The sequence below is a fragment of the Roseibium aggregatum genome (assembly GCF_017309185.1).
GTDB lineage: Bacteria > Pseudomonadota > Alphaproteobacteria > Rhizobiales > Stappiaceae > Roseibium > Roseibium aggregatum_B.
Genome location: NZ_JAEKJZ010000003.1, coordinates 261,566 through 277,981 on the forward strand (window position 1 = coordinate 261,566; position 16,416 = coordinate 277,981).

A 16,416-nucleotide genomic window follows, 5' to 3' on the forward strand; every position below is an offset into this window, starting at 1 on the left:
TGGACGTTTGACCGGTTTTTGGGGAATTTTGATCATCCGCTGCCCGTCACCGTTACCTTCAGGCCGGGAAGCGATCTCAGCCGGGTCATGACGGATACGAGGTTCTGGGTCGTGGTGTTTTCGCGCACCTGCACGAGCAGGCTGTCGATATCCCGGTCGATCAGGTCCTGAGCGCTTTGCAGAAGCGCTTCATCGGCAATGTCGCGTCCGTTGAGGCGAAGCCGTTCGCCGTCGAGAACGAGAATCGCCTTTGGTACCGTGCCGCTGCCGCCGCCTCCGGCAGGCGCGCCGATCTCGACCTGGCCGAAATTGGTAAATGTCGAGGACAGCATGAAAAACAGAAGAAGCAGAAAAATGACGTCGACCAGCGGCGTCAGGGAGATCGGTTTCTGCCTGCGGATCGGCCGGTCAACGTGCATAGGCGAGAGACTGTTCCGGATAGGCACGCGGTTCTTCGCCGGTCACCGCGAACTGCTGCATCAGAAGGGAGGAGGTCAGCGTTTCAATGGCAACGCGCTCGGCCTCCAGACGGCCCTCGAGCCAGGTGACGACCAGCGAGACGGGCATCGCGACGCCGAGACCGGCCGCGGTCGTCATCAGAGCCACCCAGATGCCCCCGGCCAATGCGGAAGGGTCGACATTGCTGCCCGCGGACTGAAGCGCCTGAAAGGCTTCGATCATGCCGAGAACCGTGCCGAACAGGCCGATGAGGGGAGCAACCTGGGCAATCGCTTCCAGGGCGCGCACGCCCTTTGAGAAGTGGTGCAGGTCGCCGGCAGCCATGACGCCGATCCGTTCCTCGATGTCTTGTTTCGGGGTCCGGGCTTCCAGAAGCCCGATGGTTTGCGCAACGGCTCTTTCCGCCGCGCCCTTCGGTGCCGCGAGACAGTTTCTGGCGTCGCCCGGCCGGCCGGATTGCCAGAGTTCGACAGCACTTCTTGCCTTTCGGGGCGTTCCGATGCCGCAATAGAAAAACTCACCGGCCTTCACAAGGACGAGCGCCAGCGCGATGACCGAAAGCCCGGCGATCACGGAGACCACCGGGCCGCCCAACGCAAGCAGCGAGGCAATGGGATCGATGATTTCAGACAGCATGCCGTTCTCCTCTGGACGGTGTGGGGTCCCGTCGCCGGAAGGTGTCCGGCGGCGGGGTCTTGGTCAGAATTTCTTGGCGAAACTCAATTTGAAACTGCGGCCGGCGCCTTCGTCGTCGCTGAGGTGGTGCCGGTAGGACGTGTCGAAAACGTTGTCGACATTGAAGCGGAGTTCGCTGTCGGCCATAAAGCCTTCGTCCGGCTTCCAGGCCGCGTAGAGATTGTGAAGCACGTAGCCGCCGGTTTTGTCTTCGTCCGTGCCGACACGGTCCTGTGTTGCGTAGAAATCGCCCCGCCAGCCGAAATCCAGGTTCCAGGGGCGGTAGGCGTAACCGACCTTCAGGAACAGATTGTCGGCGGGCACGGCGTTCAGGTAACCGCCGGTGGTGACGTTCTTGCCGCGTGTCATGGACGCGCCGAGCGTGCCGTACACGCTGTCGGTGTAGTAAGAGGCTTCAACTTCCAGGCCGTGATATCTGGCGTTCGGAATGATATCTGTCTGAACCGTGGTTCCGTCCCAGTAACTTGCGTAGTAGTTGGTGATGCTGTTGCGGAACGCGGTCGCCTTCAGCCGGAAGGCGTCGCCGTCGAGGACGAGGTCGTCGAAGGAAAACGTGACGCCGCCTTCGATATTGTTCGACAGCTCCTTCTTGATGTCGTTGACCGTGTAGTTCACGAACACTTCGTCGAGGGAGGGAAGGCGTTCCGTGTGGGCGTAGGAGCCAAACACGCCGAACCAGTCGGTCACCTTGACCATGGCGGCCAGCTTGGGAGAGACACCGACTTCGCTCTTGCTGTCGTCGGCGCTCACGAGGTTGCCGGAGCTGTTCACATAGCTGCCGATCGACACGTTGCTGTAGTCGACGCGCATGCCGGGAATGAGCGTGACCCGCTCTTTCCAGACGACTTCAGCCTGGGCATATCCGCCGACGTTCTTGGTTTCGCCTTCCGGGTGAGTCGAGGAGCCGCTTTGTGTGTAGTTCGCGAAGTAACGCGGGTTCCGGCGTTCCTGATACTGGGCGTCCAGACCGGTGGTCAGATAGGTCGTCCAGTCCGGGCCGAAGGAGAATGTCGCGGTGTTGTCGACCTTGCCTTGCCAGGTTTCGTAGGAGTACTCGGAAGCGAGGCCGAAGGGATAGGTACAGACAAAGGGACCGAAACAGATTTCGTCCTGATTTTCCTGTTTTACCCGCGTGTCCGACCAGCTGATCTGGGCCTTCAGATCCAGAAGGTCGTTCTCGGAGAAGGAATTCTCGTAGCCCACGATGGCTGTCTGGTCTGTCACCGTCCGGTCGACGTCCCCGAAGGTCGTACCCCAGGTCAGCTGGTCGTAGCTCTGATTGTTTTCGTCGCTCGACCAGTTCTGGTAACTTGCGAAGACGGATTGATCTTCGTTGGCGCCGAAGCTGTAGCGCGCCTTGACCAGCCCGTTGATGGCATCGAAGTCGGTGTCGGGGAGTTTGTTGCCGTCACCGTCCGTTATGTCGCCGGACTGGCGATAGTTGATCGCGCCGAGGACCTCGAGGTTCTTGACCGGTTCCGTCGCGACGATCGCGCTACCCAGCCAGCCGTTTCCGTTGGAATCCCACGAACCTTTCAGCCGGCCGCCGATCATGTCGCCCGGATCCAGAAAGTCGCTGGCATCCTTGGTGGTGAATGAAATGACGCCGCCCATTGCACCGGACCCGTAAAGGGTCGAGGACGCCGGGCCGCGCAGAACTTCGACCTGCTTGTAAAGTTCAGGATCGGAGAAGAAGGACCCCATCCGGTACTGTTCGAAGAACTTGTTGACCCCGTCGACCTGCATGATGATGCGGGTTTCGTCGCTGGACAGCGTCTCGCCGATGCCGCGGATGTTGAAGCTTTCCCCGAAGACCGAGTTACTTCCGATCGGGGTTATGCCGGGAATTTCGTTGAAGAGGTCGCCGATTGTTCGCGGCTGCAGTTCGTCGATGGCTTCCTGGTCCAGGACCGTGACAGCCTGGGGCGTGTCGATGGCAACCTTTTCGATCCCGGTTCCAAGCACGATCCGCTGAAGCGGAGTCACGTCCGGCGTTGAGGTTGTCGCATCGGCGGGTGCTGCCGTGTCATCACTTGCATCCTGCGCGACAGCCGCGCCGTTAATCATCAAAACCCAAAGGGCGGCACCGCCCAGCAAGCAGGCGCGGGTCGTTTTATTCTGCCCCATTAAATTGCTCCAAGAGTGCGCGTTTTGCGTCCTTATCGCCGCCTCTCAAACGGCGTTTTAAACATGAGTCCTTAACTCAGATATTGATGTCTTAATTAAATCTGAATATATAAGTCAAGTATAAGTTCGCGGCGCCGCGATAAGATAACACACTGGAATTATTCTAACTTCTCCGCTGGGGTGGTTTCCGCAGGGTGAATGGGGCGCAGTGCGAAACGTCAGACCACAGTCACTAGGGCAAGAGCATGAGAACCGATCAGACAACCGCAGAAGCCAGGCCAAGTGCCTTCGAGGTCCGGCAAGCGCGAGAAGAGAATCCGAAGATGCGCGAACGGGATCTGGCGCTCAGTCTGGGTATCTCCGAAGCGGAGCTGGTTGGAAGTTTCGTCGGGTTCGGAGCCCGTCGTATCGCGCCGCGTTTCGACGACCTTTTTCCGGGCTTGAAAGAGGTTGGAGAAGTGATGGCGCTGACCCGGAACGAAAGCGCGGTTCACGAAAAGATCGGACCGTTCGAGAAATTTGTTCCCGGAAAACGCGCCGCCCTGATGCTGGGAGAGAAGATCGATCTGCGCATGTTCCCGTCCAATTGGGTTCACGGCTTTGCAGTCGAGAAACCGGACGGCAAGGACGTGCGCCGGTCCCTCCAGTTCTTCGATGCCCACGGCGACGCGGTGCAGAAGATCCATGCCCGTCCGGCGACGGATCTGGAGGCCTGGAAGAGACTGGTCGACAGGCTCGTCCTGGAGGATCAGACGCCGGGCCGGCTACCCGAGGTCTCGGTGGCCGAGAGTTTCTCAAGGAAACGGCCGATTGAGGGTGTTGAAGACGCATTGCGCAGCCGTTGGGAAGCTATGACCGACCCGCACCAGTTTCACGGGATGCTGAAGGATCTGGATATCGACAGGGTCAGCGCCTTTGAACTGGCCGGAGAGAGCTGGGCCTGGCCACTGGATGCCGGCGCGGTTCCCGCGCTGCTCAGGATTGCCGCGTCCGAAGGCATTCCGATTATGTGTTTCGTCGCCAACCGCGGCTGCATTCAAATTCACTCGGGCGAGATTGCGACGGTCATGGACAAGGGACCCTGGATCAATGTCATGGATCCGACGTTCCATCTTCATCTGAGAACCGATCACATCCACGAGGTCTGGGCGGTGCGCAAGCCGGCCGACGTCGGCCATGTGACCTCCATCGAAGCCTATAACAGCGCAGGTGAGCAGATCATCCAGTTCTTCGGCGTGCGCGGTGAAGGCAATGCCGAACGGTCCGACTGGCGGGGACTGGCGGAAAACCTGCCTCGACTCGACCGTGCCGTTCATCTGGGAGCTGCGGAATGATCTTTTACAAGCCCTCAAAACTGCTCGGCCTCGCCGCGGCGACAGCGCTGTCCGTCGCCGCGCTGGTGACGCCGGGGGAAACGTTGTTTGCCGAAGACGACGGAACAACCTCCGCCAGCCGCATCGTTTCGGTGGGCGGATCGGTGACCGAAATCGTTTTCGCTTTGGGTGAGCAAGACCGGCTGATCGCCCGCGACACCACCAGTATCTACCCGGAGACGGCCAATGCATTGCCGGATGTCGGCTACATGCGGGCCCTGTCTCCGGAAGGCGTGATGTCGGTAGATCCGGATCTCATCCTGCTTCTGGACGGCAGCGGGCCGCCGGAAACGGTCGGTCTTCTTGAAAAATCCGGCATACCGGTGCGCAACATTCCAGACGAGTTCACGGCCCGGGGGATCGTCGAAAAGGTCCGGGCGGTCGGGGCGGCGCTCGGCGTCGAGGACAAGGCCGGAGACCTCGTTCAAAAGCTGGAAGCGGATCTTGAGGCGGCGCACGCCGAAGCTTCCGGGCAGTCCGAGGGCCTGCGCGTTCTTTTCGTTCTCTCCACGAGGGGAGGGAGCATCATGGCGTCCGGGAGCGACACCGCGGCCGACGGCATTCTGGAGCTTGCCGGTGCGCAAAACGCCATTGACGGGTTTTCCGGTTACAAGCAGCTCACCGACGAAGCCATTCTCAGCGCTGCCCCGGACGTGGTGCTCATGATGGACCGCGTCGGGGATCACGTCGCGGGCGGAGACGAACTCTTTAACCATCCCGCCCTGGCGCGCACGCCGGCGGGTGAGAACAAACGTCTCATCAGGATGCCGGGCCAGTATCTGCTCGGTTTCGGACCGAGAACGGCCGATGCGATTCGGGATCTGGCGGCCCGGCTCGCCGACATCAGGAGTTGAAAGAAGCAATGAGCGAAACGGCGGCCAGGACGGGCGTTCAGGGTTTTAAAAATCTGCTTGGTCTGAGGGAGGCGCGGACCGGCAACCGGGAAACCCTGGCGCGGGCCGTCATCGTCCTTCTTGCAGCCGTGACGGCACTGACCATGCTGGGCAGTCTGGCAACGGGACCGATTTCCGTTCCGGTATTCGACCTGCTTCCTCACCTGACAAGTCTCTCGTCCTATTCAAGCGGCGCGGTTCCCGAGGGCGTTTCGCCCCGGGACTGGATTGTCGTCACGGAGATCCGTCTGCCGCGCGTCGTGCTCGGGGCCCTGGTCGGAGCCGCGCTCGCGGTTTCGGGCGCGGTCATGCAGGGCCTCTTCCGCAATCCTCTGGCGGATCCCGGGATCGTCGGCGTTTCCGCCGGGGCCGGGCTCGGCGCGGCGCTGTTTATCGTTCTGGGAAATGCCGCCTTTGCCCCCGTCATGGCGGTTCTGGGAATATACGCCGTGCCCCTTGCCGCTTTCGCGGGCGGTCTGGTGAATACCCTGCTGCTTTACCGGATCGGCACACGCGGTGGCATCACGTCGGTCGCAACCCTTCTGCTGGCCGGTATTGCCCTGGGGGCCCTGACCGGAGCGATGACCGGCATTCTGGTCTATGTGGCCGACGATCAGCAGTTGCGGGACCTGCAGTTCTGGGGGCTCGGCTCCCTGGCGGGCTCCAATTGGGAAAAGGTTTCCTCGGCCGCACCGATCATCCTTGTCATGCTCTTCAGCGTGCCGTTTCTCGCACGCGGCCTGAACGGTCTGACGCTGGGCGAGGCGGCGGCGGCTCATATCGGCATCCGGGTTCAGCGGCTCAAGAACCTCAGCATCCTGCTGGTTGCGGGCGCGACCGGCGCATCCGTCGCAGTAAGCGGCGGGATTGGCTTTGTCGGCATTGTGGTGCCGCATCTGCTCAGGCTGACGATCGGACCGGACCACCGGTATCTGCTACCCGCGTCTGCGCTCTTGGGTGCCGTGATGCTGATTGCGGCGGACACGCTCAGCCGGACAATCGTCGCGCCGGCGGAAATGCCCATCGGCATCATCACGGCCTTTGCGGGCGCACCGTTCTTTCTCTGGATCCTGCTGCGCAAACGCGGCCTGACCGGAATTTAGGAGGCTTGAATGTCTTTTCACTTCAGGCCCGCCCGGCCTGAGCAAACCGAAAAGGACCACCGTGGAGGAGGTGAGACCAGCCTTGAGGTTGCCCGCGCCGGTGTCTCCATCGGAAAAGCGGTCATCGTGAAGGAGGTCTCCTTTCAGGCCAGAGCGGGTGAGTTTCTCGCAATCATCGGGCCCAGCGGGTCGGGTAAAACCACCCTCTTGAAGGCGATCACGGGAGAGATGTCCTTTACCGGAGACATTCGTCTGGCGGGTCGGGACGTTTCGCTGCTTACCCCCGATGCAATGGCCGAGATGCGCGGCGTGCTGCCGCAGATCAGCCAGATCGCCTTCCCTCTTTCGGTTTCCGAAGTGGTCGGGCTCGGGATCATCAACGTGCTTGGAAGACGGGCCGATCGCGCACGGCGCATCGCGGACGCGCTTTTCAAGGTCGGCCTGTCGGGGTTCGAAGGTCGAATCTATCAGGACCTTTCCGGCGGCGAGCAGCAGCGGGTGCAGCTTGCGCGGGTCCTGTGCCAGGTCTGGGAGCCCGTGCCGGAAGACGGACCGCCGCGCTGGTTGTTCCTGGATGAGCCCGTTTCGAGCCTCGATATCAAGCACCAGTATCAGATCATGCAGCTGGCGGCGGATTATGCCTCAAGAGGCGGCGGAGTGGTGACGGTCATGCACGATCTCAATCTCACCATGGCCTTCGCGGACAAGGTCCTGGTGATGAAGCAGGGACACCTTCTGGCGCATGGAAACCGCGATGCCATCATGCGACCGGAGCTTTTGTCCGAGGCTTACGACTTTCCGTTGCGTATCTCCCAACCGGCCGACGTGGACGCACCTCTCGTCGTTCCCGTCCGGCAGGACAGGCAGAACCCCTCAGCCCAGTGAGGTAAGTGCCGCGATCATCTCGGGGGAATCCCAGACCCGTTCCCCGATGGCCGCGAGGATGACATCGCCCGATCCGTCAACGACGTAGGTGACCGGCATCCCGCGCAGGTACCACTTGCCGGACAGTTTTCCGCTTTTGTCCATGAGGACGGGCAGGCCGTCGTGATCGATCCGGTCGAGAAAGCTTTGGATCTTGTTCTGGTTGTCACCGATATTGACCGCCAACACAGCGAAGCGGTCCGGAGCCAGTTCCCGGCTCAGCCCTGCCAGCGTCGGCAGTTCCTTGCGGCAGGGTGGGCACCATGTTGCCCAGAAGGAGACGACAACGGTTTTGCCGCGATAGTCTTCGATCCTGTGTACCGCGCCGGCGAGGTCCGGAACGTTCAGGACCGGGTCGTCGATGGCAAAGGGCGGTCTGGCCAGGCCGAGCTTGTGCAACTCTTCCTCGCCGGCCTGCGCCCGGCCGGCGGTCACCGCCAGAAGCGTGCCGCCGACCAGAACGTCACGTCGATTGATCAGACCCATTCCGAACCCCTGTGCGCTTGCTGAGGAATGGCCGGACGTTCTGAATGACGCGCCCGGCCTGTTGCGCCGTAGATAGGTTCTCAGGCTTTTAATGCAATTTCACGAAAGTTCACATGCGTGCGATGGGCGTATCACGCGCTCAGGAAAGATAATTCTTGAGTGCTCCGGCGACGCCGTGATTGGAGATGTTCCCGACCGCGCCACGGAAGGCGTGCTCGAAGTTCTTGTGGGTCTTGAGCTCTCCGAAGAGGTCCGGCAACGTGACGGTTTCGGCGTTTCCGGTGAAAACGCTTTGCGCCCAGGCCCGCAGAACCGGGGCGTTTTCATCCTCCAGCGTCAGCGGTTTTCCGGCTTCGTCCTTTTCCAGGCAGTAGCGGCACCATAGCGCGGTTTCCAGCGCCAGACCGGTGACGGAAAGGCCTGCGTTCAACCTGTCCAGGATGGTCGGAAGGATGAATTTCGGCTGACGGTTGGAGCCGTCGAGGCAAAGGCGGGGAATGGTGTCGCCGACAGCCGGGTTGGAAAACCGCTCCATGACCGTTGCAAGATAGTCCTGAAAACTGACGCCCGGGATTACCGGAACGGTGGGGAGGATCTCGGTCTCCTCCAGCTTTTTCAGGTAGGCGTGGATCAGGGGATCGGCCATCGCATCGTGAACGAAGTAGTGCCCGAGCAAGGCGCCGGGATAGGCGATGGCCGCATGGCCGCCGTTCAAAATGCGCAGCTTCATCAGTTCATAGGGAGCGACGTCGCCGACGAACTCCACGCCGACCTTTTCAAGAGCGGGCCGGCCGGCCGGGAAGTTGTCTTCCAGCACCCACTGACGGAAGGGTTCGCAGACGACCGGCGCGGCGTCTTCGAGGCCGAAGGTCTCCTTGACGAGGGCGCGTTCGCGCTCGCCGGTCGCGGGCGTTATGCAATCCACCATGCCGTTCGGAAAGGCCACGTTTTTCTCGATCCAGTCCGCCGGTCCGTCGTTCAGCGCGCCTGCGTAGCCGACGACCGCCTGTTTGGCGACATGGCCGTTTTCCGGCAGGTTGTCACAAGACATGATCGTGAACGGGGCCTGTCCGCTTTCCTTGCGGCGGGCAAGTGCAGCGACCAAAACCCCGAAGACGGAAGCAGGGGTCTCGGGCGCCTTCAGGTCGGCCTGAATGTCGGGGTGAGACGCATCGAAGCCGCCGGTCACCGGATCGACGAAATATCCGCCTTCGGTGATCGTGAGCGACACGATGCGAATATCGGGCTGGCAGAGACGTTCGATCAGATGGACCGGATCGACCTCGAGAAAGTCGATCATGGAGCCGCAGACGCGGGCGCTCAGGCCGTTCGGGTCGAGTTCGACAACGGTCGTCAGCCAGTCCTGCGCCTTGAGCCGTTCGCGCATGGCGGAATCGTAAGGTTTCAGCCCGGCGCCGACAATCGCCCAGTCGTGTCCCTCGCCCAGTTCGAAAAGCCGGTTGAGGTAAATGGCCTGGTGGGCGCGGTGGAAATTACCGACGCCGATGTGAAGAATGCCGGGGGACAGAAGATTGCGGTCATAGGCCGGGGCCAGGACGTTTTCGGGAAGCGAATGGAGCACAGTTTCGTCCAGTTTCTTGGTCATTGGTCAGCTCATCCAGTTGCCGCCGTCGACATTGTAGGTCTGGGCCAGGATGTAGTCGGCTTCGCTTGAGGCCAGGAATACGGCCATGCCGGTCAGATCGTCGGCGGTCGCCATGCGGCCCGCGGGAACCGAGGCGCCGACGGCGGCCTTTTTCTCGCCGGGAACAAGGCCTTCATATTTCGCAAAGAGCGCGTCGACGCCGTCCCAATGCTCGCCGTCCACCACGCCGGGTGCGATGGCGTTCACGTTGATGCCGTGTTCAATGAGATTCAGTCCGGCCGACTGGGTGAGGCTGATGACGGCGGCCTTGGTGGCGCAGTAGACGGCGACCAGGGGCTCCCCCCTGCGGCCCGCCTGGCTGGCCATGTTGATGATCTTGCCGCCCTTGCCGCGCCTGATCATGGAACGGGCCGCCGCCTGCATCGTGAAAAGCGTACCGGAGACGTTGATGTCGAACAGGCGCTGGTAGCTCTCGCGGCTGATCTCGACGATGGGAGCCAGATCGAAGAGCGCGGCATTGTTGACCAGAATGTCGAGGCCGCCTGTCTTCTCCTCGACAGTGGCCATGGCCGCGTCGATGGAGGCCTGATCGGTGACATCGAGCGGAACGGCATAGGCCGCCGGTCCGATTTCCGCCGCGGCCGCCTCTGCCCCTTTCAGGTTGATGTCGGCGATGGCAACCGTCGCGCCTTCCGCAACATAGCGGGCCGCGAAGGCCTTGCCGATCCCACGCGCCGCGCCGGTGATCAGCGCCGACTTTCCTTCCAGACGCATCATGCGATTCTCAGTCCCTGTTTGTCGAAGCGGTGGATCTTGCTGGTATCCGGGGTGAGATGTACCGTATCGCCATGACGGACTCCGAACTCGCCGGTGGCGCGGACCGTGACCGGATCGGGAAGGCCGTTCACATCCACATGAAGAAAGGTGTCGGATCCCAGATGTTCGGACACGCTGACGACGCCCGACCATTTGCCTTCGCTCTGGGAGACGTCCAGGTGTTCCGGCCGGATTCCGATGGTGTCCGTGCCGTATTCTTCGGCGAACGCACCGGTCAGGAAGTTCATCTTCGGCGAGCCGATGAACCCCGCGACGAATGTGTTGCGCGGCGTGTGATAGAGTTCGAGCGGCGTTCCGACCTGTTCGATCACACCGGCCCGAAGCACCACGATCTTGTCGGCCATGGTCATGGCCTCGACCTGATCGTGGGTGACGTAGATCATGGTCGTTTCAAGCGAGTTGTGAAGTTCGGAGATTTCCAGGCGCATGTTGACGCGCAGGGCCGCGTCGAGGTTCGACAGCGGTTCGTCGAAGAGGAAGGCTGCCGGCTCGCGCACGATGGCCCGGCCGATGGCAACGCGCTGGCGCTGACCTCCGGACAACTGTCCCGGCTTGCGCTCGAGATAGTCGGTCAGGTTCAAAACCTTTGCCGCCGCCTCGACCTTGGCCTTTTGCGTTTCCTTGTCGATGCCGGCCATGCGCAGCGGAAAGGCGATGTTCTTGCGCACCGACATATGCGGGTAGAGCGCATAGGACTGGAACACCATGGCAAGGCCGCGCTTTGCCGGCGGCACTCGGGTGGCCTCGTTGCCGTCGATCAGGATCTCGCCGGTGGTGACGTCTTCCAGCCCCGCGATCAGCCGCAGGAGGGTGGACTTGCCGCAGCCGGACGGTCCGACGAAGACGACGAACTCGCCGTCCTCGATCTGGAGATCCAGAGGCGGGATCACCTGCACTTCGCCGAAGCTCTTGGTGATCTGGTTAAGCGTAATCTGGCCCATTTTCTTGTTCCGCCTTATTTAACCGCGCCGAAGGTGAGGCCGCGTACAAGCTGTTTCTGGCTGAACCAGCCGAGAATGAGAATCGGTGCGATCGCCATGGTCGAGGCCGCGGAGAGCTTTGCGTAAAAGAGACCTTCCGGGCTTGAATAACTGGCGATGAAAGCTGTCAGGGGAGCTGCCTTGGCCGCCGTCAGGTTCAAGGTCCAGAACGCCTCGTTCCAGGCCAGGATGATGTTCAGCAGCAAGGTGGAGGCGATGCCCGGAATGGCCATCGGAGTCAGGATGTAGAGGATTTCCTCCTTGAGCCCCGCGCCATCCATGCGCGCGGCCTCCAGGATCTCGCCCGGGATTTCCTTGAAGTAGGTGTAGAGCATCCAGATGATGATCGGCAGGTTGATCAGCATCAGGACGATGGTCAGGCCGAGGCGGGTGTCCAGCAATCCGAGTTTGATGAACAGGAGATAGATCGGATAGAGCACGCCGACCGCGGGCAGCATCTTCGTGGACAGCATCCACATCAGGATGTCCTTGGTGCGTTTCGAGGGCACAAAGGCCATAGACCAGGCCGCAGGAACACCGATGGCGATACCGATCACCGTGGAACCGCCCGCCAGGATGACCGAGTTCCAGAGGAAACGCATGTAGTCTGAGCGTTCCTGGACAATGGCGTAGTTTTCAAGCGTCCAGTCGAAGAACAGGAACACGGGCGGATCGGCGATCGCCTGGGCCTCTGTCTTGAAGCTGGTCAGGATCGTCCAGAGGATCGGGAAGAAGATCAGAAGGCCGATGCCCCAGGCAAACAGGGTGTTGAGGGTCTTGCGGCGTGTGGTGATTTTGCGGGCCATGCTCGTTCCTCCTCACGCGTCCAGGTTTTTGCCGACGATGCGCATCAGGAAGATCGCGACGATGTTGGCGAGAATGATTGCGTAGACACCGCCGGCCGAGCCCAGGCCGACATTCTGGCTTTCCAGAACACGCTGGAAAATCAGGTAGGTGAGTGTTTTCGTGCCGAAGGAGCCCTGCGTGGTGACGAAGATTTCGGCAAAGATGGCGAGCAGGAAGATCGTCTGGATCAGCACGACGATGGTAATCGCGCGGGACAGATGCGGCAGAACGATATGGCCGAAGCGGGAGAGCGGCGGCGCTCCGTCCATCTCCGCGGCTTCCAGCTGCTCGCTGTCAAGCGACTGGATCGCGGTCAGAAGGATCAGGGTCGCGAAGGGCAGCCATTGCCAGGAGACGATCAGCACAATCGAAAAGATCGACGCGTCGCTGAGCCATTCGACCGGCTGGGCGCCGAAGAATTTCCAGAGATAGGCCAGGAGCCCGTTTACGGGGTCCATGAACATGTTCTTCCAGACCAGCGCCGAAACGGTCGGCATGACGAAGAAGGGGGCGATCACCAGAATGCGAACGACGCCCTGTCCCCACATCGGCTGGTCGAGAAGCATCGAGAGCAGAACGCCTAGCACCACCGTGATCAGCAGAACGCCGCCGACGATGATCAGCGTGGTCTGGATGCTCGGCCAGAAGGCGCTTGAGGAGACGAAGCGGACGTAGTTGTCGAAACCGACCCAGCCGAGATCGCCGCCGCGCAGCGGCAGATACTTCTTGAAGGAGAAGTAGAGGGTCATCGTCAGCGGGACGAGCATCCAGCCGAGCAGCAGGATAACGGCGGGCGCCATCATGATGCGGGCGGCGGAGCGGGAATGCTGGGTTGCCATGGGCGCACCTACTCGGTTGACAGGCGGATCACCGGCCTGACCGTCACGGATGGGCGAAAGCTTTGTCGTTTAAAGAAGAAGGGCGAGGCAAACCCCGCCCTTCAGTCAGGGAGGAACCCTTAGTAGCCTGCGGCTTCCATTTCTTCCGCCGTCAGAGCCTGCGCCTTGGCGAGGGCTTCGTCAGCCGACTGCTGTCCGGCCAGCGCCGCGGAGAACTCCTGGCCGACCTGGGTGGCGATGCCGGCAAACTCGGGGATCGCGACGAACTGCACGCCGATATAAGGAACCGGTTTGACAGTCGGGTTGGTCGGATCGGCCGAATTGATGCTGTCCAGGGTCATCTTGGCGAAAGGCACCTTGGCGTATTCCGGGTTCTCGTAAAGAGAGGTCCGCGTACCCGGAGGAACGTTTGCCCAGCCTTCCTCGGAAGCGACCAGTTCCAGGTATTCCTTGGAGGTCGCCCATTCGATGAATTGCTTCGCGGCGGCTTCCTTCTTGGTGCCGGCGGGAATCCCCAGGGCCCAGGCCCAGAGCCAGTTGCCGCGTTTGCCGAGACCGGTGTCGGGAGCAAGGGCGAAACCGACCTTGTCCGCGACGGTGGAGTCGTCCGGGTTGGTCACGAAGGAAGCGGCGACCGTGGCGTCAATCCACATGCCGCATTTGCCCTGCTGGAACAGCGACAGGTTTTCGTTAAAGCCGTTTGTGGAGGCTCCTGGAGGGCCTGCCTCGTTCATCAGGTCGAGATAGAAGGTCAGTGTTTCCTTCCATTCCGGGCTGTCGAACTGGGGCTTCCAGTCTTCATCGAACCAGCGGGCGCCGAAAGCGTTGGACGTGGCGGTCAGGAACGCCATGTTCTCGCCCCAGCCCGCCTTGCCGCGCAGGCAGATGCCGTAGATCTCGTTGTCCTTGTCGGTCATCTTGCGGGCTGCATCCGCCACGAATTCCCAGGTCGGCGCGTCGGGCATTTCCAGCCCGGCTTTTTCCATGAGGTCCGTGCGATACATGATCATGGAGCTTTCGCCGTAGAACGGTGCGGCGTAGAGCGTGCCGTCGACGGACAGACCGCCACGCATGGCGGGCAGGATGTCGTCGGCATCGTAGCTTTCGGGGAGGTCGTCGAGCGAGACGAGCCAGCCCTGCTTACCCCAGATCGGCGTTTCGTACATGCCGATGGTCATGATGTCGAACTGACCGCCCTTGGTGGCGATGTCCTGGGTGACGCGCTGACGAAGAACGTTTTCTTCCAGCGTGACCCATTCGACGTCGTGGCCGGTCTTTTCCGTGAAATCCTTGGTCAGACCCTGCATGCGGATCATGTCGCCGTTGTTCACGGTTGCGATGGTGAGTGTTTCTGCGGCTGCCGGAACGCAAAGCGCAGCAACCGAACATGCGCCGAGCAGCGCACGGATATGAAATGCCATATTATCCTCCCAGGCGAGATGGGCAATTGCCAGTCAAGCGGGCAAATATTCATCTCAATTTATAAGCAGAGTCAAGGCTGGAAACGTGCAAAATCATTAAGAATTCGCGCTGCAGCGCAAAAACACATTTAAAAACAATTGGATAATTTCGGTGAGAATATGCTCAGGCTTTGAGCAATTGCTCTGCGGTGGATTCGTTGGTGATCAGGCAATTAATGAATTTGCCCTTGAGCGCACCGAGCATGGCCGGGACCTTGATGTCCCCGGCGGCCACCCCGTAGACCGGTTTTTCGCCGGCGGGCAGCAGGGGCGCACTTGCAACGAGGTCGTTGGTGTGGCCGTCGATCAACGCGCCGTTCCTGTCATAGACCCAACTTGTGATTTCACCGACTGCCCCGGCGTTCTCCATGGCGCGCATTTCATCGAGGCTGACAAACCCGTCGACGGCGAGCGGAGCGGAGGGGCCCATATTGCCGATCCCGACAAAGGTGGCGTCGGCCTGACGGATCAGGTCCAGAATGTTGTGCACGGCTTCCTGATTGTGCAGAAGCTGGAGTTCCTCGCGGCTTCTGGCGAAAACGGGCAGGGGCATGGGATAATGGCGGGCATTGATCCTGTCGGCCAGACGGATGATGACGTTGTAGGCCGACGCGGACCCGTCGGACATCATGTTGCCGAGCAGGGAAACGATCCGGTGCTGCGGACAGTCCATGGCGGGCAACTGGTCCACCGAGGCACGCAGGGTCCTGCCGGTGCCGTAGGCGATGATCTTCGGCTGTTGAGAGCGGAACTGGCGTTCCATCTCGGCGGCGGCCGCCTGGGCGATGCCGATGGGCGAGCCGGGGGCGTCGGGATCGGACGGCACCACTTCGCAGCTCTTGAGCCCGAACCGTTCCACAATAAGGCTGCTGAGTTCCATGCAATGGGCGATCGGGTGGTCGAGGCGCACCTTGATGAGCCGCTCGCTGACGGCAAGCGATACCAGCCGCTGGGCGGATTGCCGGGAGACGCCGAGTTTGCGGGCGATTTCATCCTGGGTGTTCCCGGCCACATAGTAGAGCCAGCCCGCCCGAGCTGCGTCGTCCAGGCGGGAAACTTCGGCGGAGGTTTTCTGTTTCATGTCAATTGCCGGTTCGTCGCAGATCCGGCATAAGCTGATAGAATTCGCCGAAAGATGCAAATACTTGCGCGGCGCCTGCCGCGGCGTCCGGGGTGTTCGCCAGGTGTTTCAGATGCGATCCGCCGGTGAACCGCCAGACCCGCATTCCCGCCGCGAGGCCCGCCTTGATGCCGTTTTCGCTGTCCTCGATCACCAGGCAATTTGCGGGATCGGACCCGTGTTTTTCCGCCGCCAGCAGGAAAAGATCCGGGGCGGGCTTGCCGTGCCGGACTTCGGACGCGGTGGTTGTCCGCCCGGAAAACTTTTCCGTCAGGCCGGCGATTTCCAGCGAACGGGCCAGCCTCGGCGGGCTGGAACTGGTGGCGAGGCAATAGTCGCAGGCCAGGGTATCGATCACATCCTTGACGCCTGGAATGGCGCGCAGATCGTTTTCGAAGGCGGCGAGCAGGTTCGCCCGGTATTCCGTCTCGAATTCCGGCGGCAGATGGACGCCGAATTCCTCGCGGATCTGCTGCAGGACGATCGGATAGCTGCGCCCCAGAAAATGGTGGGCGACATAGTCCATCGTGATGTGGACCTGCCGTTTCGCCAGTTCCTCCACCAGCATGCGCGCGCTGATGACTTCGCTGTCGATCAAGACGCCGTCGCAATCGAAGATGACAAGGTCGATGTGTTCGGAAGCGGCCAGTTTCGTCTCCAGGCGGTT

The 16,416-nt window shown here is 61.3% G+C and carries 16 protein-coding genes; 4 read left to right on the plus strand and 12 right to left on the minus strand.

Annotation, left to right across the window (positions count from 1 at the left end):
• Positions 1-32 precede the first annotated feature (32 nt).
• The 3 genes from JF539_RS16390 to JF539_RS16400 form a co-directional block, all read right to left on the minus strand.
• A complete protein-coding gene (locus tag JF539_RS16390) occupies positions 33-419 on the minus strand; it encodes a biopolymer transporter ExbD (protein ID WP_207141778.1) in 387 nt (128 codons plus the stop codon).
• The gene (locus tag JF539_RS16395; protein ID WP_209017360.1) at positions 409-1,095 is read right to left on the minus strand and encodes a MotA/TolQ/ExbB proton channel family protein; all 687 of its coding nucleotides are present in this window, start codon (positions 1,093-1,095) and stop codon (positions 409-411) included. The genes JF539_RS16390 and JF539_RS16395 overlap by 11 nt, the downstream gene beginning before the upstream one ends.
• Before the next feature lie 63 nt (positions 1,096-1,158).
• Positions 1,159-3,282 carry a TonB-dependent receptor domain-containing protein gene (locus tag JF539_RS16400; protein WP_209017361.1) on the minus strand — a complete coding sequence of 708 codons (2,124 nt, stop codon included), beginning with the start codon at positions 3,280-3,282 and terminating at the stop codon, positions 1,159-1,161.
• Between the two features lie 245 nt (positions 3,283-3,527).
• Here JF539_RS16400 and JF539_RS16405 point away from each other — a divergent pair, with 245 nt between their 5' ends.
• From JF539_RS16405 to JF539_RS16420, 4 genes are read left to right on the plus strand one after another with little or no spacing between them, the layout of a single operon-like run.
• A complete protein-coding gene (locus JF539_RS16405; RefSeq protein ID WP_207141779.1) occupies positions 3,528-4,616 on the plus strand; it encodes a hemin-degrading factor in 1,089 nt (362 codons plus the stop codon).
• A complete protein-coding gene (locus tag JF539_RS16410) occupies positions 4,613-5,509 on the plus strand; it encodes a heme/hemin ABC transporter substrate-binding protein (protein ID WP_207141780.1) in 897 nt (298 codons plus the stop codon). The genes JF539_RS16405 and JF539_RS16410 overlap by 4 nt, the downstream gene beginning before the upstream one ends.
• An 8-nt stretch (positions 5,510-5,517) precedes the next feature.
• On the plus strand, positions 5,518-6,651 hold the full coding sequence (locus JF539_RS16415; RefSeq protein WP_207141781.1) for a FecCD family ABC transporter permease: 1,134 nt from the start codon (positions 5,518-5,520) through the stop codon (positions 6,649-6,651).
• Between the two features lie 9 nt (positions 6,652-6,660).
• Positions 6,661-7,536 (plus strand): heme ABC transporter ATP-binding protein, encoded by an 876-nt coding sequence (locus JF539_RS16420; protein WP_207141782.1) that lies wholly within the window; start codon positions 6,661-6,663, stop codon positions 7,534-7,536.
• Here the strand turns inward: JF539_RS16420 and JF539_RS16425 are convergent.
• The 9 genes from JF539_RS16425 to JF539_RS16465 form a co-directional block, all read right to left on the minus strand.
• Positions 7,525-8,061: a TlpA disulfide reductase family protein gene (locus JF539_RS16425; protein WP_207141783.1), complete on the minus strand. Its 537-nt coding sequence runs from the start codon at positions 8,059-8,061 to the stop codon at positions 7,525-7,527. The genes JF539_RS16420 and JF539_RS16425 overlap by 12 nt on opposite strands.
• Before the next feature lie 139 nt (positions 8,062-8,200).
• The gene (locus JF539_RS16430) at positions 8,201-9,667 is read right to left on the minus strand and encodes a mannitol dehydrogenase family protein (RefSeq protein WP_207141784.1); all 1,467 of its coding nucleotides are present in this window, start codon (positions 9,665-9,667) and stop codon (positions 8,201-8,203) included.
• A gap of 3 nt (positions 9,668-9,670) precedes the next feature.
• Positions 9,671-10,444: an L-iditol 2-dehydrogenase gene (locus JF539_RS16435; protein WP_328809254.1), complete on the minus strand. Its 774-nt coding sequence runs from the start codon at positions 10,442-10,444 to the stop codon at positions 9,671-9,673.
• Positions 10,441-11,445 carry an ABC transporter ATP-binding protein gene (locus tag JF539_RS16440; protein WP_207141785.1) on the minus strand — a complete coding sequence of 335 codons (1,005 nt, stop codon included), beginning with the start codon at positions 11,443-11,445 and terminating at the stop codon, positions 10,441-10,443. The genes JF539_RS16435 and JF539_RS16440 overlap by 4 nt, the downstream gene beginning before the upstream one ends.
• A gap of 14 nt (positions 11,446-11,459) precedes the next feature.
• Positions 11,460-12,290 (minus strand): carbohydrate ABC transporter permease, encoded by an 831-nt coding sequence (locus JF539_RS16445; RefSeq protein WP_207141786.1) that lies wholly within the window; start codon positions 12,288-12,290, stop codon positions 11,460-11,462.
• A gap of 12 nt (positions 12,291-12,302) precedes the next feature.
• Positions 12,303-13,169, minus strand: a complete 867-nt coding sequence (locus JF539_RS16450) for a carbohydrate ABC transporter permease (protein ID WP_207141787.1) — start codon at positions 13,167-13,169, stop codon at positions 12,303-12,305.
• Between the two features lie 119 nt (positions 13,170-13,288).
• Positions 13,289-14,590 (minus strand): ABC transporter substrate-binding protein, encoded by a 1,302-nt coding sequence (locus JF539_RS16455; RefSeq protein ID WP_207141788.1) that lies wholly within the window; start codon positions 14,588-14,590, stop codon positions 13,289-13,291.
• Positions 14,591-14,753: 163 nt separating this feature from the next.
• On the minus strand, positions 14,754-15,710 hold the full coding sequence (locus JF539_RS16460; protein WP_207141789.1) for a sugar-binding transcriptional regulator: 957 nt from the start codon (positions 15,708-15,710) through the stop codon (positions 14,754-14,756).
• A 1-nt stretch (position 15,711) separates the two neighbouring features.
• On the minus strand, positions 15,712-16,410 hold the full coding sequence (locus JF539_RS16465) for an HAD family hydrolase (protein WP_328809263.1): 699 nt from the start codon (positions 16,408-16,410) through the stop codon (positions 15,712-15,714).
• Between the last annotated feature and the right edge of the window lie 6 nt (positions 16,411-16,416).

Coding starts and splice junctions, on each gene's coding strand:
- JF539_RS16390 (WP_207141778.1), bottom strand. CDS start 419: ATGCACGTTGACCGGCCGATCCGCAGGCAGAAACCGATCTCCCTGACG.
- JF539_RS16395 (WP_209017360.1), bottom strand. CDS start 1,095: ATGCTGTCTGAAATCATCGATCCCATTGCCTCGCTGCTTGCGTTGGGC.
- JF539_RS16400 (WP_209017361.1), bottom strand. CDS start 3,282: ATGGGGCAGAATAAAACGACCCGCGCCTGCTTGCTGGGCGGTGCCGCC.
- JF539_RS16405 (WP_207141779.1), top strand. CDS start 3,528: ATGAGAACCGATCAGACAACCGCAGAAGCCAGGCCAAGTGCCTTCGAG.
- JF539_RS16410 (WP_207141780.1), top strand. CDS start 4,613: ATGATCTTTTACAAGCCCTCAAAACTGCTCGGCCTCGCCGCGGCGACA.
- JF539_RS16415 (WP_207141781.1), top strand. CDS start 5,518: ATGAGCGAAACGGCGGCCAGGACGGGCGTTCAGGGTTTTAAAAATCTG.
- JF539_RS16420 (WP_207141782.1), top strand. CDS start 6,661: ATGTCTTTTCACTTCAGGCCCGCCCGGCCTGAGCAAACCGAAAAGGAC.
- JF539_RS16425 (WP_207141783.1), bottom strand. CDS start 8,061: ATGGGTCTGATCAATCGACGTGACGTTCTGGTCGGCGGCACGCTTCTG.
- JF539_RS16430 (WP_207141784.1), bottom strand. CDS start 9,667: ATGACCAAGAAACTGGACGAAACTGTGCTCCATTCGCTTCCCGAAAAC.
- JF539_RS16435 (WP_328809254.1), bottom strand. CDS start 10,444: ATGATGCGTCTGGAAGGAAAGTCGGCGCTGATCACCGGCGCGGCGCGT.
- JF539_RS16440 (WP_207141785.1), bottom strand. CDS start 11,445: ATGGGCCAGATTACGCTTAACCAGATCACCAAGAGCTTCGGCGAAGTG.
- JF539_RS16445 (WP_207141786.1), bottom strand. CDS start 12,290: ATGGCCCGCAAAATCACCACACGCCGCAAGACCCTCAACACCCTGTTT.
- JF539_RS16450 (WP_207141787.1), bottom strand. CDS start 13,169: ATGGCAACCCAGCATTCCCGCTCCGCCGCCCGCATCATGATGGCGCCC.
- JF539_RS16455 (WP_207141788.1), bottom strand. CDS start 14,590: ATGGCATTTCATATCCGTGCGCTGCTCGGCGCATGTTCGGTTGCTGCG.
- JF539_RS16460 (WP_207141789.1), bottom strand. CDS start 15,710: ATGAAACAGAAAACCTCCGCCGAAGTTTCCCGCCTGGACGACGCAGCT.